The organism is Saccharomonospora sp. NPDC046836 (genome assembly GCF_040645195.1).
Taxonomy (GTDB): domain Bacteria; phylum Actinomycetota; class Actinomycetes; order Mycobacteriales; family Pseudonocardiaceae; genus Prauserella_A.
Genome location: NZ_JBEYXW010000012.1, coordinates 23,729 through 39,037, shown reverse-complemented (window position 1 = coordinate 39,037; position 15,309 = coordinate 23,729). Strand labels below are relative to the sequence as shown.

Below are 15,309 nucleotides of genomic sequence, written 5' to 3'. Positions count from 1 at the left end.
ACAGGGAAGTGAGGTGGCCGTGGCCGACACTATCCCCGTCGAGGTCGTCATCAGCCTGCTGCGCGCGGCGTCGGCCGAGCAGGAGGTCGACGTGGACGGCCTGATCGAGGAGGCGGACCTGCCCGAGCGGGACACCACGCGGGTCGGCTACGAGCTGCGGCGCCTGCGCGCGACCTCGGACCGCTGGCGGCGCCGAGGCCAGGAGCTCGCGGCGCTGTTCTCGTCCGCGCGTGAACTCGCGCAGCTTCGCAATGTGGACGAGCTGCTCGGCCGGCTCGTCGAACGCGCGCACGACCTGGTGGGTACTGACGTCACCTACCTGTCCGAGTTCGACGCGAACAGCCGGGAGCTGCGGGTGCGCACCACGCTCGGCACGGTCGCACCGTCGTTTCCCGGCCTGCGGGTGCCTCCCGGCATGGGCTTGGCGAGCCAGGTGGTCGAAGGCCGGCGGCCCTGCTGGACGTCCAAGTACGCCACGATGACCCAGGCGCCGCACGATTCGGGCATCGATGCCGCCGTTGCCGCGGAAGGCCTCGTGTCCTTACTCGGCGTCCCACTGCTTGCCGGTGACGAGGTGATCGGTGTGCTGTTCGCCGCGAACCGTGTCGAGCACGCCTTCTCCCCGGACGAGATCTCTTTGCTCTCGGCTTTCGCCGACCACGCCGCCATCGTGTTGCAGACAGCCCGCCTGCTCGCGCGCACTCAGGAGTCGGCGGACGAGACCCGCCGTGCATATGGTGAGCTCGCACGGCACGTCGAGGCGATGGAACGGGCCAGCGAGGTGCACAGCGACCTCACGAGCCTCGTGCTCCAAGGCGGTGAGGCACCGGACGTCGCGACCGCGCTCGGGCGTGCTCTGCGGTGTCGTGTCGAGCTCCTCGACACCGACCGCCTCGACCACGCCCTCGCCGACGCGGTGGACCGCAGCCGCCGAAGTGGACGGTGCGCATCCGCGGGCGAGGGCACCTACGCGGTTGCCGTCCTCGCCGGGCACACCCTGCTGGGCGCGCTGCTGCTGAAGGAGGGCGAGCTCGAGTTCGGCCCCGTCGAGCTGCGCACCGCCGAACGTGCCGCCCAGATCACCGCGCTGCTCAAGCTCAAACAGCACGCCATGATCGAGGCCGAGCAGCGCGTACGGGGCGACCTGCTGGCCGACCTGCTCGCCGACGACCCCGACCGCCGCGCCGACATCGCCGCCCGCGCTCGCGCACGGGGTATCCGGCTCGACGAGCTCCGGTCCGCGGTCGTGGTCTCGGTCCCGGCCGACCGGCGCCGCGAGGCCGTCCGTGCCCTGCGCAGGAGCGGCGGTCCCGTCGGCGAACACGCCGACCAGGTCGTGGCGCTCACCTCCGATCCCGACCCGGGCGCGGCGAGCGCGCTGATCCACACGACCGTCAGCCGCGCTGTCCGGGTGGCCGTGCTGGCTGTCGGCGCGAGCTTCGCCGACGCCACCGGCGACCTGCGTGCACAGGTCGAGGCAGCCTCGGCGTGCGCCCGGATCCTGCCGTCGCTCGGGCTGAGCGACAAGGCCGTCACCGCCGACGAGTACCTCCCCTACACTGCTCTGTTCGGCCCGGGGGAAGCGCGCGTAATGACGTATGTGCGGTGCGTCCTCGGGCCCGTGCTGGACTGGGACGCCGAACATGCGGGCACGCTGCTGCCCACCCTCGCCGCCTACTTGGACAACCGGATGAGCCCGGTCGCGACCGCTCGCGTGCTCCACCTGCACAAGAACACCGTCCACCAACGTCTGGAGCGCGCGGCGGAACTGCTCGGAGAGGACTGGCAGGAGCCGGACCGGCTCTTCCGGATCGCCGTCGCGGTGCGCCTCGTGCAGCTGACGACAAGCCGATGACGTGTTCGGCGCTTCCACGTCAATCTCCTTCGTGCGGTTGGAGGACAGCGGTGAAGTGGCGCAAGGCGTCGGGTTGCTCGACGATGCGGTAGCCCGTGACGGCTGCCGACGCCGCGGCCACACTCGCCGCGGTCTCAACGACGTACTCGAGGTGGCTTGCGGTGTAGACACGCCGCGGCAGCGCGAACCGCACCAGTTCGCGGGGCGCTGGGATATCAGGGCCACCCGCTGGGTCGCGCCGGCCGAAGACGAGGGTGCCGAGCTCGGATACCCGGATCGCTCCGGCCAGGTACAGCGCGTTGGCGAATGCGGTGGCCGGCAGCTCGTGGGGCGGAATGTGTGGCATGAGCTCAGCGGCATCGACGTAGACCGCATGACAGCCGGTGGGTTGCACGACGGGGAGCCCTGCTTTGCCCAGTTGCCTGCCGAACCACTCGGCGGTCTCGGCGCGGTAGCGCAGGTAGGCGGGCTCCGTCACCTCGGTTAGCCCCTGGGCGAGAGCGTCGAGGTCGCGGCCGGCGAGGCCACCATAGGTCGGGTACCCCTCGACTTCGATCAACTGTGCTCGGCAGCGCTGCGCGAGCTCCCTGTCTCGGAGAGCGATCAGGCCGCCTATGTTGGCCATCCCATCCTTCTTCAGGCTCGCCCAGCACCCGTCCGCGAGCGCGAACATGGCTTGGGCGACCTGGCGGGGCGTCTTCGTGGCGTATTCCGGGTCCCGGGCCGTGATCAGGTAGGCGTTCTCGGCAAAGCGGGAGGCGTCCAGCAACAGCGGTATGCCATGGGCATCGCACAGGCGCCTCGCGCCCTGGATCGAGGAGAGCGAGACCGGTTGGCCACCGGCTGCGTTGTTGGTGACCGTGAGCACCATGCACCGCACCCGGTGACCTGTCGGGTCGGCCAACAGTGCCTCAGCCGCGTCCAGATCGATGTCCCCGCCGAATCCCAGCCGAATCCTGTCATCGGCCAGGAGGTCGACAGCAGTCGCGCCGGCGGCCTCGACGCTGGCGCGGGTGGTGTCGAAATGAGTGTTGCTCACCGAGACGGCCCCAGGCCCGAGCACGTTCCCGAGCAGAATGCGCTCGGCCGCACGCCCCTGATGAACAGGGATCACCTCGCTGTACCCGGTCAGGTCCTGAACCACCTCCGCGAAACGGGTGAACGAACGCGCTCCGGCATACGACTCGTCGCCAAGCATGAGCGCCGACCATTGCGCCGCCGACATGGCAGCCGTGCCGGAATCGGTCAGCAGATCGATGGTGATGACCTCGGCCGGTACCCGGAACAGGTTGTAACCAGCTGTGGACAACGCCGCCTCGCGTTCCGCACGAGCCGGAAACGGGATGGGCTCGACCGCCTTGATGCGAAACGGTTCCATGAAGGCGGGCACAGCGAGATCCTCCAGTTCTCAATGGGTTGTCACCGGCGCTGCCTACTTGCCGGACCTGCCGGATGCTTCGCTCAGGATCGTGCGGTACCAATCGATCAGGCACTTGCAGTCCCATTCGTCGCAGGCTATTCCGTCGAGCCGTTCCCAGAGGCCGGCCTCGGTCCATTCGCAGAATCGCCGGTGCGCCGTGGGAACGGTGACACCGAACGATGGCGAAAGGTGTCGCCACGCACATCCACTGGTCAGCACGAAGACGATCGCGGTGAACACCGCGCGATCGTCCACTCGGGACCGCCCGCCACCCTGCGGCCGAGACCTGGCTTGCGGGAGAAGCGGTTCAACCATATCCCACAGCTCGTCCGGCACCAACCGTCGCGACAACTCGTCAACCACAGCCCACAACCTCGTGCGATGCGACTGTCAATGCACTGGCGTCACCGCGGGGAGTTTGGACAGAATCCGGCGGGCGCGTTCGATCACTGGAGTACCGACGACCTGACCGTCGAGGAGTGTCACCGATCCGTTGTGCTGTTCCGCTGCCACGATGACCTCTCGTGCCCAGCGGAGCTGGTCCGCGCTGGGCGAGAAAGCTGCGTTCACCGTGGGGACCTGGCGCGGGTGCAGGCACAGTTTCCCAGTGAAGCCAAGGGAAACGGCGTGTTCGGCATCGGCGGCGAGCGTTCGCTGGTCGGTGACGGCCACGGTTACGCCGTCGATGGGAGCGGGGAGCCCGCACGCAGCCGATGCCAGGACGATCTCCGAACGCGCGGAAACGTGCGCGGCTCGGTCGGCCGGATCGATGCCCAGTTCACGGGCCAGGTCGGCGTTGCCGAACACAGCGCGCAGAATCCCTGGCGCGCCACAGATGTCTCGTGCTCCCAGAATCCCGGCGGACGTTTCGAGCAGCGGCATGACCTGTGAGCCGGGGAGCTCGGCCAGTAGTCGCTCGACCTGCTCCGGCCTGGTGACCTTGGGCAACATGACGACGCCGGGCGACTCCCGAAGCGCGGCGATATCCGATTCGTACCACGGTGAATCGGTCCCGTTCACCCGAACCACGCCACTGTGGCCCTCGGCGAACCAGCGCCGGACGTTCGCGCGTGCGATGTCCTTGAGGTCCGGTCCAACTGCGTCTTCGAGGTCCAGCACGATACCATCAGCTCCGCTGGCGACGGCTTTTGCGAATCGCTCAGGCCGGTGGCCGGGCACGAAGAGCAGGCTCCGGGCATTGGAAAGGGTGTCAGTGGGCATGTACCTGACACTATTTAGTCAGCGGCGGGGCTTGGGGCCGTTGTGCGACAGGGCAGGTCCGGTTCGCGTCACGCCCTCACGGTCGTCCTGAAACGACGTCAGACCATCTCCATCGGTGTGACCGGAGGCTGGGCGAGCTCGCTGTCACGTGAGGTCTGTACGAGATCGGCGACGTAGCCGTCGAGAGGTTCGGCCGGTTGCAGAAGCTGGTCGACATCGCCGTGGAACAGAACCCGTCCCTGCCGCAGCACCAGGATGTCATCGGCGAGCACTTTGGCAACCGCGAGGTCGTGTGTGACGAGGACCATGGCGAACTGATGTTTCTCCTGCAGCGTCAGAAGCAGGTTGATGATCTGGGCCTGCACTGACACATCGAGTGCCGAGGTGGGCTCGTCGCACAGCAGTACCTCCGGGGACGACGCCAATGCACGCGCGATGACGACGCGCTGAAGCTGACCTCCCGAGAAGGCCAGGGGCCGGTCGGTGGCTCGCGAGGGGTTGATGCCGACCAGTGACAGCAACTCGCTCACCCGTGCATGTCGTTGCGCACGAGGGAGTCCACGAAGTGGCTCGGCAACACTGGATCTCACGCTACGCATGGGATCGAGGGCGTCGACCGGGTTCTGGAAGACCATTTGCACAGGGCTTGTCCGCCCCGGCCGGAGTGCGAGTGGTCGTCCGTTGATCAGTACGGCGCCGGCGGACGGCTTCTCCAAACCGGCGACACAGCGGACGAGAGTCGACTTCCCGGCGCCGCTTTCGCCGACGATGGCCGTGGTGCGGCCGCGTGCCACGGTGAAGGATACCTCGCAGAGTGCTGGCCGGGTCGTCCGGCCTCGCCCGGTGAACGTCTTGGAGACACCGGCCACTTCGATGGCCGGTGTCGTGGTAGCGGGGTCTGTCATGAGCGCACCTCCTGCCGGGCGAAATGACACGCGACTCCACGCTCGGCACCGGCCACGAAGGTGGGTCGTTCGAGTGAGCACCGGTCACGGGCTTCGGGGCAGCGTGGGTGGAAATAGCATCCCGATGGCCAATGCCCGGGCAAGGGCGGCTCTCCACCCACCGTCGGCAGAGCCGTTCGCCGTGGGCCGTCCAGGCGTAACGAGCACGAGATCAACGTTGCGGTGTAGGGATGGGCGGCGACGTGGAGCAGCTCGCTGGTCGGCCCGTACTCGACCAGGTGCCCTGCGTACAGCACGGCGATGGCGTCGCAGAATCGGCTGACGAGTCCGAGGTCGTGGGAGATCAGGACGATCGCCGTCCCGTCGTCGCGTGCGACGGACTGCACCAGCTTGAGTGCCTCGACGCGTAGGTTCGCATCCAGCGCAGAGGTCGGCTCGTCGACGACGAGGACTTTCGGTGCCGGCATCAAGGTCAGTGCCAGCGCCACCCGCTGGCTCATACCGCCCGACAGCTGGTGCGGGTAGAGCCGGAAGATCGATTCCGCGTCGCCGAGCCCGAGGTGGCGGCACAGTTTCGCCGCACGTGCGAGTGCTTCGGCCTTCGTCATCAGCCCGTTGTGCACGACTGATTCGATGAGCTGCGGACCGATCCGTTTGATCGGGTCGAAGGCTCCCATGGGGTTCTGGAGCATCAGCCCGGCCGTACGTCCGAGGTACTTGGCGAGCAGTTCGGGTTGTGCCAGGGAGATCCACTCTCCGTCGCCGAACCTGACACGGCCTGTCGCGCGGAGTCCGCGAGGTTGCAGGCCGAGGATCGCGCGCGCGGTCATCGTCTTCCCTGCGCCCGTCTCGCCAAGCAGGCCGAGGAGTTCTCCTTCTCGGACGGTGAGGTCGACTCCTGAGACGATTTCGATTCCCGCGGCCGTTGTCACAGTGAGATTCTCGACCCGGAGTGCCTCCGCGTTCATGACATTTCTCCCGAGTCGAGTCGGAAACGGTCCCGCAGACCGTCGCCGATGAGATTGGTCGCCACCACCAGAAGAACGATGATCACGCCGGGGAAGGTGGCGATCCACCAGGCACTGGTGAGCTGGTCCCTTCCCTGCGAGATCAGGTAACCGAGGCTGACCGTCGGTGGTTCCAGCCCGAGCCCCAGAAAAGACAGCGCCGACTCGGAGAGTATGACGAATCCGATGTGGAGGGAGGCGTAGACGATGATGGGCGTGGCGCACGCGGGAACGAGATGGCCGAACAGGATCCCGAGCCGCCGCGTACCCGCGAGGCGCGCGGCCGCGACGTAACCGCTCTCCCGTTCGACGAGTACCCGTGCCCGGACCAGTCGCGCGTAGGGTACCCAGCTGACCGACGCCAGCAGGATGATCACCGCGCCGATACTGCGGTCGATCACCATGGACGCGGCCAGAAAGATCAGCAGCGGTGGCACAGCGAGTTGAAGGTCGACCAACCTCATCAGGACAGAGTCGGCCCAACCTCCTGTGTAGCCCGCGAAAGCCCCGATCAGAACCCCCACCAGCGCGCTGATCAAGACGACCGCGAGCCCGATGGACAGTGATGTGGTGATTCCGCGCGCGCACCAGATCAGCACATCCCGGCCGAGGAGATCAGTGCCGAACAGATGTCCGCCGGAGAATGGGGGAAGGTTCCCATTGGACAGGTTCTGGGTGTTCGGATCGGGCAGGAACAGGCGAGCGAACAACGAGCAGACGATCAGGCCGCCGAGCAGCCACGCACCTGCGCGCAGTGAAGCACTGCCTGCCTTCTTCGATGTCCGGAACAGCTTGAGTGCAATGGTTGTCATGACACACCTACCCGAACGCGTGGATCGCTGGCCATGACGATCAGATCCGCGGCAAGGTTGAGCAGCACGTAGAACGCGGCCACGACGATGATGACTGCTTGGACGACGGCGAAGTCGCGTGCCTGTACCGACGAGATGGTGAGGTTACCTATTCCGGGCCAGGAGAATATGGTTTCGATGATCAAACTGCCGCCGATGAGGTGGCCGAGTTGCAATGCGATGAAAGTGGCACTGGGGCCCGTGGTGTTCGGCAGCGCGTGCCGGTAGACAATGAGACGTTCACTCAACCCCCGCGCCCGCATGGCTTCCACGAAGTCACCAGAGAGAACGTCCAGTAGCTGGCCGCGAAAAATTCGGAACAACGTCGGGACCAGCGGCAGCGCCAGCGCTGCCGCTGGTAACACCAGTGAGGACGGGCTGTAGAAGCCGAAGCTGGGGAACAGTGCCAGCTGCACCGAGAAGATCAGAATGAGCATGAGTGCAAGCCAGAACTCAGGCATTCCTTGCAGCACGCCGATCGTTCGGCGAAGCAGCCGGTCCAGGCGGTGTTCGCGGTGTCGTGCGCTGAAGGTGGCCAGCGAGATGGCTATCAGCACCGCAACGACAAGCGCCAGTAGCACCAGGACCAGCGTGTTCGGCAGCGCGTTGAGCACCAGGGCGAGCGCGCTGTCGTCTGTTCGGTACGACGTCCCGAAGTTTCCAGTCGCGACGCCCTGGAGATAGTCGAGGAATCGCGGCAGCAGCGGGCGATCGTATCCGAGTTCGGCATTGAGTGCCGCTCTCTGTTCCTCGGTGAGGTAAGGCCCGCCAAGGACGTCGGCCGGCTTGCCGATGACGTTGGTCAACACGAAGCTGATCGCCACCGCACCGAAGAGGACGATGACTCCTTGGAGAAGTCGGCTCAGCAGGTAACGTCGAACCATGTGATCACTTCCTTGTGGCGTCCGGCGCGCCTGGCGGGATTTCGACGCCGATACTCAGCCGGCAAGGTAGACCGAGCCGTAACTGGGTAGCAGGCCATCCTGCGGTGGGACGAATCCCTGGACGGTGTTCCTGTGCGCGTGCAGAGCCACCTCGGTGTAGAGGGTGACCATTGGTGCGAGTTCCGCCACCCGTTGTTCGACGTCGGCGAACAGTTGCAGACGCTCCGGCCCGTTGGCGGTGTTGAGTACTTGCTTTCCGAGATCGGCCAGACGGGGATCCTCGAGCTGGTTCTCGCGTTCGAGGCACTGGAGTGCGATACAGTGCGCCGCGCTGCCGGTAATGAACGTCCGGCCGCCGAGCATGGCGTGCCATGGCCTTGGGTTACCTCCCGGGCTGGTGTGCACCTTGCCCAGTTCACCGCCGGCTTTCGACACGACGGTCAGGTCTATGCCGACTTCTTTGACCATTCCGGAAATCGCCTGGGCGAGCTGCTCACCAGGTCCGCCGACGTCGGGTGAGTATGCCAGGTTGATGGAGATTGGTGTGGGAAGACCACTTTCGGCGATCAGCTGCCTTGCACGATCGGGGTCATACGGGTAGGTGGTGGCGGGCTCGTGGTAGCCGTAGAGCCCAGGCACCACCCAGCTGTCGTTCGATTCTCCGCCGACATCGCGAAGAATGCTCTTGATCAAGGCCTGGCGATCGATCGCGTAGGACAAGGCTTCGCGCAGTTTGAGGTTGTCCATCGGCGGTGTCTTGGTGTACAGGAAGATCTTGCTGGTGGTCCAGGAGTTGTTCTGGGTGACCACGATGTTCTGGTCGCCGCGGAGGCCGAGCGAGTTCGTCGGGGTCACCTTGAGGACGAGGTCCACACTGCCCGAGCGCAACGCCGATATGCGACCGTCGGGGTCGGGGATGATGAGGAACTCGAGCCGTTCGAGATAGGGTCCGCTACCCGTGCGCCAGTAGTTCTGGTTCGCCTCCAGAACGACGCTTTGCGCTGTCCGGTAGCTGACGAAGCGGAAGGGGCCGGTGCCGGCCGGGCTCCTCTTGATACTGGTCGCGCCGGCGCGGATGAGTTTCGGTGAGATGATTTTCTGGACCGACACGTTCCTTGCCATGTCGGGAAACGGCGTAGGCGTGGTGATACGCAGCACGGTCGGATCGGAATCGTCGTAGGTGGCGCCGTCGGGAAGGAAGTATCCGTAGGCCCCGCGACTGGCTTTGGCGTAGTCGAACGAAGCCTTGACCGCAGAGGAGGTCAGCGGTTCACCGTCGTGAAATGTCACGCCCTGCCTCAGGCGGAAGATCCATTCCCGGGCATCAGGTGATGATTCGAAGTGCTCGGCGAGCAGGGGTTCGAGTTCGTTGGTGTCACCACGATACTGGACAAGTCCTTCGTACACGTTGTGCATCAGGATGCCGACATCGGCAATGTTCGTGGCGACGGTGGGATCCAGTGTCTGGGGCTCGGCGTTGTTGGCGACTCGCAGTACGCCGGTTGGCCTTGCCGGGGGTGTGCTGCTGGGACGTGATGCGGGTGTGCTTCCCAGTGAGCACCCGGTCAGCGCGGGCAGGCCGATGGTCATCCCCAGTCCGGCGGCAGCGCCGAGGCGCAATGCCCCGCGGCGGCTGATGTCTGCGTAGATTTCGGCAGATTGGGGCGTGCGGGGGAGGGTATACGTTGGCATGACGACTCCATTGTCGACGGTGAAGGTCCTAGACACTGACAGGGAATTCTGGTTTGGGATGTGCTGCGTCAGCAACGTTGCAGGAGTTCTCCAGGGTGGCTTCCCAGACCTTCGAGAACAGAGGAAGGTCATCGGTACGAAGTTCGCCGCGCACCCACAGGTCGGTCTGGGTGCAGTGCACCGTGACGTGTGCGGTGACAGTGGCACCGGTGGTCAACCGTGCGACCGCATGATGCGTGGCACTGATCGTGGACGCCTCGGGCGTGCCAGATCGTACGGTGGAACGATACTCCGTCCTTGTTTCCAGCTGATGTCCGTCGCCTGTGGTGATCGTCGGGCCGGCCCGTTCGATCGCGATCTCAATCTGGTCACACAACGGATTTCGGCTGATCGTCCATTGTGTATCGGCTGCTGAAGCGTGGGCCGTGGTGGTCGCCACGACCGGAAGGTCTGTCTCGGTACCAGCCTCGGCGGGGACTGTTGGTACGAACAGGTCGATGGTGTCGAGACGTATGGTGGGTGCGCTGGGCAGGGGGACCAGCCGGGGAAAGTCGGAGTCACTGATCACCGCGCGCAGTCGGTGTCCACGGGCGACGCGGTGAGCAGCCGCGGCCAGCGTGACCTGGTATGTCCCGTTCGGATGTTCCGGGCAGAGCACGCCGGAGGTAATGAAGCGGGACCGGCCGTGTTCGTCCACATCGGTGAGACGCACCACCAGCCGGGGTACCGGGCCGGCTGCGCTTGTTGTTGTCACGACGACTTCCGGCCGTCCACAGATGATCAGTTCGTCGGTGAGCGGCTCGCTGGTGACCGAGAGCGCGCGCATGTCGTCGTCGTGCTGGTCGAGTGGCAGGCCAAGGGAACCGAGTGCGATTCCGCGGAGCCCACTGAGGACGCCCGTCGTCGGATCCGGCCGGTATTCGGCGGGCCGTGTGCCGGTGTGCGGTTCTCCTGTGCCCTCTTCCGTCAGGGCCGCGCCGCCGGTGCTGGTCAGTATCAGTTCCCGTTTCGCGGGTGGCCAGGATTCGAAGGACCGCCACCCGGGGTCGGCGCCCTGGAGATACACGGTGACCGGTGGTTCGTCGGTCACTCCGTTGTCGGCTCCGCGAAGCCAGCGATCCCACCACCGCAATGCGATGGGGAGGAAATCGGTCGGCTCGAACGGCGAGTCCTGTGGCAGGGTGTGTCCCCATGGGCCGATCAGCAGCTTCTTGGGGGCCTGGATGCGTTCGTAGGCGCGTGGGACCGCGTCGGGATAGACGTCTTGCCATCCGCCGACGCAGAGTGTGGGCACGGTGATCGCCTCGGCATCGATCACCCGGTCTCGCCACGCGGGGTCGCCAGGCGCGAGCTGGGCCAGCTCGAGTATGAACGGTTCGATGTCGTGTAGCCGGTGCCTCCAGCGTCGCTGCTCGGCGACGGAGGTGGTGTTGAGTAACGGAGGCAGCAACTGCTGGAGGAGTTGCGAACCACCCCAGAGGGCCAGTCGCACCAGATCGCCGCGCGCTCCTTCAGGGTGCATGATGTCACGTTCGACGTCGAGCGCATTCATCATCGGGATGATTGCCTTCAACGGGGTGGGGCGGCGGGCTGCGGCGCTCATCGACGTGAAGCCGCCATGGGAGATGCCCCACATGCCCACGTTGCCGTCACACCAGGGTTGCGTGGCGGCCCACTCGATCACCGCGACTGCGTCGTCGGTTTCACCGGGACCCCACGGCGAGTGAGGGACTCCGTCCGACGAGCCGATGCCCTGATGATCGACGAGTACACACGCGTACCCCTGTGAGGCGAACCAGCGCAACGAAGGCACATAACCCGAGCCGAAGTCCTTGCGGTACGGCACTATCGTCACCAGGGTGGGCGCGGCGGCTTCTCCCGCGGGCAGGTAGATGTCGGCGGACAATGTCGTTGCGCGGTCACCTGTCGGGATGCGCACGTCCTGCCGGACTTCGATCGCGGGCTCGGAATCTCGAATGTCCATTGCTCCTCCTAGGCACACCGGATCGCGCCGGTATCGCTGAGCCGCTGGATCTCGTCCGGGGGATAGCCGAGTTCGGTGAGCACCGCGACGGTGTCGGCGCCGACCGTGCTCGGCCCGGTGCGGCGCACCGTGCCCGGCCGTTGCGGGATGCGGGGAATGACGCCCTGCATCTGGACGCTGCCCAGGTCCTCGTCCTCGACCGCGATGATGCTGTCTCGTTCCCGGTAGTGGGCATCGTTGACGATGTCCATTGCGTTGTAGATCGGTGCGATTGCCACATCCGCTTCGCGGAGGACGCTGATCACGTCGTCCCTGGTGCGGATGGCGATCCAGGAAGCGATCAGGTCGTCGAGTTCCGTGCGGTGGGCCAGGCGGGCTTCATTGGTGGCGAAGCGCGGATCGTTGATGGCTTCCGGATGCCCGATGATCGTGAGCAGCCGGGCAGTGATGGACTGCGCGGCGCCGGAGAGAGCGACCCAATGCCCGTCTTTGGTTCGGTAGGTGTTGCGCGGCACTGTCTGGGGCACGGAGTTGCCCATGCGCTGTTGCACGATGCCGAGTTGGTCGTACTCCACGATGTGGCTGCCGACGATCCACATCAGCGGCTCGTACAGTGCGGTGTCGATGCGCACGCCGCTGCCGCTGCTTTCACGCGCCCACAAAGCGGCCGCGATGGCGAAAGCCGTTGTCATGCCTGCGATTCCGTCGGCCAGCCCGAAGGGCGGCAGCATCGGAGGGCCGTCGGGCTCACCGGTCACGGTGGCGAAGCCGCTCAACGACTCAGCGAGGGTGCCGAAACCGGGGAAGTCACGGTAGGGGCCGGTTTGGCCGAAGCCGCTCACCTCGGCCATGATCAGGCGCGGATTCAGCTCATGCAGCGTTTCCCAGCCGAGACCCCAGTTGTCCAGCCGCCCCGGCCGGAAGTTGGAGATCAGCACGTCGGCGTCGGAGGCGAGCCGGCGCAGGGTCGCCTGGGCCTCGGGCCTGTGCAGGTCGAGTGCGATGTGGCGCTTGTTGCGGCTGACGACCTTCCACCACAGAGGATGTCCATCCTTGCGCGGGCCCCAGTTCCTCAGGTCGTCGCCACGCGGATGCTCGACTTTGACCACCGTCGCTCCATGGTCGCCGAGCAGCGTCGCGGCGAATGGGCCTGCGAACAACGTCGACAGGTCGATGACGGTGCAACCGTCCAACAACCCAGGCGGCATGAGTGATCCCTTCGGGAGCTGGTGTGAGAACAGGAGCCGGGTCGGATGCTGCGTTCCGGCCAATGAACTGGTCGTTGCGGCGTTACCCCGAAAAGCGGCGAGTGTCTCATATGGTCGCGCCTTGGCGCGATTGGGCATAGCCGCGCCGCCATTGGTGATACCGGGCCCTGGCGGCTCCCAGGGTGTCCGACAAAGCCTGTCCTGCCGACAGCAGCTCTGGTAGAGCGGCTTCTCGCCGATCCGGGTGCCATCGTTGCATTGGACCGGCGACGGTCAGCGAGCCGAACACACCGTCCACATCGAACACCGGCACCGATATGGCGCCCACGCCGGCAATGTGGTCGCCGTCCGTCGAGATGAATCCTGTTCGGACGACAGAATCCAGCTCACGACGAAGAAGCGCCGCCGTGGCGGCGTCGAGCTCCCCGAGCAGGGCGTCCCGATGTGCTGGGTCGACGAAGGCCAGGATCGCCTTCCCCGACGGGCCGATCGGCAGCCGGAAGGACTCGCCGATGGGCAGGACCCGCCGGATCACCTCCTGGCTTTCCAGGCCTGCGACGCACACCCGGCTGTCGCCGATTCGCCGATGGAAACTCACCGTCTCGCCGGTCTCGTCGCGCAGTTTTGTCAGCAATGGCAACAAGATCGACTGCAATCCGTTGCTGACCACCGCCGTCGCGCCCAGCTTTGCCAGAGTCGGCCCGATGCCGAACAACCGTGTCCGGTCGTCGCGGACCAGCCACCCGTGTTGAACCAGCAGTGCCAGTAGCCGTGAGCAAGTCGACTTGTCCAGTCCCAACCGGCTGGCGACCGACATTGCGCTGACCGCCTCTCGCCTGGCAGCCACATGCTCTAGCACGACCAGGACCTTCTCTGCCGCCTGACTCATCCTCGAGTCCTCTCATCTGTCGAGAGACAATCTCGCTCTTGGAGACTGGCAGCAGGTTAAGTCGGGATTAACGCCAATGGCAAGCCCCTGTCTCCGATTTGAGACAGGGGCCGCCGGGCGAGACGCAGGGCTTCGCCGCAGGAGGTTGTTCGGTCACACAGGCGGGCAGCAGCGTGCCAGCTGCTGACCGACACCGTCGGTGATCGTCTGAACCTCCTCCGTCGTGAACACGGTGGACGGATAGAGGTACCGGATACTCAGCCGCCGGGCGTAGGTGTAGATGCTGTAGATGGGGAAGGCTGTCGAGATCGCATCGGTGGGCATCAGGAAGTCGACGATCTGCAGTCCGGGCAGTTGCGGAAGATCGGGATGCAGTATCCCGTTGTTGCTGACCTGGACGAGTGCGAGGCGCCGTTCCAGCGAGCTCGAAGCCGATTTGGCGGACAGTGTCGGGAGGTCGACGGAGAGTGGTACCTGTCGCCGCGAGATCGCGTCGTGCACCTGTGCCTTGACCTCGGCACCGACGGTAACCGGATGGCAGTTGGGTGCGACAGCGACATCGGCTATGTGAATGCCGAGGAAGATGGTTGTCTCTGTCGTGCCAACGGGCGGCACGACCCTCTGCCGCAAGTTCACGGGAGACAGGCACAGGATCTGTGCCAGCCCGTCGGCGGACGCGCCGTGGTTACGGTGGGCCGCCAGGATCGACCCGCTGACCAGTGCGTGTACTGATGTCCGGGTCACCCGCGCGAAGGCCAGCAGCCGCGCGGTCTCGGCCGCGGTGAACCGGAGATAGCCCTGAACCGGACGAACTCGCCTGAACTGAGGCGGTCCCGCTTGCCGCGAGTTCACAGGGGCCGCGACATCCACAGCAGAATTGCCGCCCCAACGTTCCTGCAGCAGTTTCGAGGGCGGGCAGGGAAGCGATCCGATCTGCTCGACCTTCACCGAAATACCACGTGCCAGGTCGTGATACATCCGCAGCAACTCGTCGAACATCGCTCGAAAGCTGTGGCCGTCCATGACCGCGTGGTCTACTCGCAATGCGATATATCCCCGGTCTCCGGCGCGGACGAGAATGAGGTGAGCGACCGCGCGGCCGGCGTCCCACGGCCCTAGCACCTCCTGCAGCAGTGTTTGCTCGTCACCGTCGACGATTCTGAACTCTGGACGATGCTCCGGCGGTACCTGAAGTAGGTGCCGTCCCTTGTCGGGTGTGATGCGAGCTCTCAGCACCGGGTGACGAGCGGAGATCAACTCGAACGCTCGGGAAAGTACCTCCTCGTCGACCACGCCGACATACTCCGCCGCATGTGCCGGAGCGGCATTCAGGTGCCGCGCCTCGATGTCGTCGAGATAGCGCTGCAACGTCACGATGTACTCCATGTCGATT

At 65.6% G+C, this 15,309-nt stretch carries 12 protein-coding genes and 1 pseudogene; 1 reads left to right on the top strand and 12 read right to left on the bottom strand.

The genetic code is table 11. The features are described 5' to 3' along the window. Nucleotides 1–19: 19 nt before the first annotated feature. Nucleotides 20–1,855 (top strand): helix-turn-helix domain-containing protein, encoded by a 1,836-nt coding sequence (locus tag ABZ863_RS15880; RefSeq protein WP_358535792.1) that lies wholly within the window; start codon nt 20–22, stop codon nt 1,853–1,855. 19 nt (nt 1,856–1,874) lie between these two features. On the opposite strand, the gene ABZ863_RS15875 is transcribed toward ABZ863_RS15880, so the two are convergent. The 12 genes and pseudogenes from ABZ863_RS15875 to ABZ863_RS15820 all read right to left on the bottom strand — a co-directional run bounded on the left by ABZ863_RS15875 (nt 1,875) and on the right by ABZ863_RS15820 (nt 15,290). Then, on the bottom strand, nt 1,875–3,233 hold the full coding sequence (locus ABZ863_RS15875; protein WP_358536039.1) for a tryptophanase: 1,359 nt from the start codon (nt 3,231–3,233) through the stop codon (nt 1,875–1,877). A 31-nt stretch (nt 3,234–3,264) separates the two neighbouring features. Further along, nucleotides 3,265–3,638 (bottom strand): annotated as a pseudogene (locus tag ABZ863_RS15870) (transposase); the annotation flags it as partial. 27 nt (nt 3,639–3,665) lie between these two features. Continuing rightward, nucleotides 3,666–4,496, bottom strand: coding sequence for a CoA ester lyase (locus ABZ863_RS15865; protein ID WP_358535790.1), 831 nt, complete (start codon nt 4,494–4,496; stop codon nt 3,666–3,668). Between the two features lie 98 nt (nt 4,497–4,594). Further along, on the bottom strand, nt 4,595–5,401 hold the full coding sequence (locus tag ABZ863_RS15860) for a dipeptide/oligopeptide/nickel ABC transporter ATP-binding protein (RefSeq protein WP_358535788.1): 807 nt from the start codon (nt 5,399–5,401) through the stop codon (nt 4,595–4,597). After that, nucleotides 5,398–6,369 carry an ABC transporter ATP-binding protein gene (locus ABZ863_RS15855; RefSeq protein ID WP_358535786.1) on the bottom strand — a complete coding sequence of 324 codons (972 nt, stop codon included), beginning with the start codon at nt 6,367–6,369 and terminating at the stop codon, nt 5,398–5,400. Before ABZ863_RS15855 ends, ABZ863_RS15860 begins: the two co-directional genes overlap by 4 nt. Then, the gene (locus ABZ863_RS15850) at nt 6,366–7,220 is read right to left on the bottom strand and encodes an ABC transporter permease (protein WP_358535784.1); all 855 of its coding nucleotides are present in this window, start codon (nt 7,218–7,220) and stop codon (nt 6,366–6,368) included. The genes ABZ863_RS15855 and ABZ863_RS15850 overlap by 4 nt, the downstream gene beginning before the upstream one ends. After that, the gene (locus ABZ863_RS15845; protein WP_358535782.1) at nt 7,217–8,143 is read right to left on the bottom strand and encodes an ABC transporter permease; all 927 of its coding nucleotides are present in this window, start codon (nt 8,141–8,143) and stop codon (nt 7,217–7,219) included. Before ABZ863_RS15845 ends, ABZ863_RS15850 begins: the two co-directional genes overlap by 4 nt. Before the next feature lie 54 nt (nt 8,144–8,197). Then, nucleotides 8,198–9,835: an ABC transporter substrate-binding protein gene (locus ABZ863_RS15840; protein WP_358535780.1), complete on the bottom strand. Its 1,638-nt coding sequence runs from the start codon at nt 9,833–9,835 to the stop codon at nt 8,198–8,200. Between the two features lie 28 nt (nt 9,836–9,863). Next, nucleotides 9,864–11,819, bottom strand: coding sequence for a CocE/NonD family hydrolase (locus ABZ863_RS15835; protein ID WP_358535778.1), 1,956 nt, complete (start codon nt 11,817–11,819; stop codon nt 9,864–9,866). Nucleotides 11,820–11,827: 8 nt separating this feature from the next. Further along, on the bottom strand, nt 11,828–13,027 hold the full coding sequence (locus tag ABZ863_RS15830) for a CoA transferase (protein WP_358535776.1): 1,200 nt from the start codon (nt 13,025–13,027) through the stop codon (nt 11,828–11,830). A gap of 106 nt (nt 13,028–13,133) precedes the next feature. Then, a complete protein-coding gene (locus tag ABZ863_RS15825) occupies nt 13,134–13,916 on the bottom strand; it encodes an IclR family transcriptional regulator (RefSeq protein WP_358535774.1) in 783 nt (260 codons plus the stop codon). A 153-nt stretch (nt 13,917–14,069) separates the two neighbouring features. After that, nucleotides 14,070–15,290, bottom strand: coding sequence for a condensation domain-containing protein (locus tag ABZ863_RS15820; protein ID WP_358535772.1), 1,221 nt, complete (start codon nt 15,288–15,290; stop codon nt 14,070–14,072). Nucleotides 15,291–15,309: the final 19 nt, after the last annotated feature.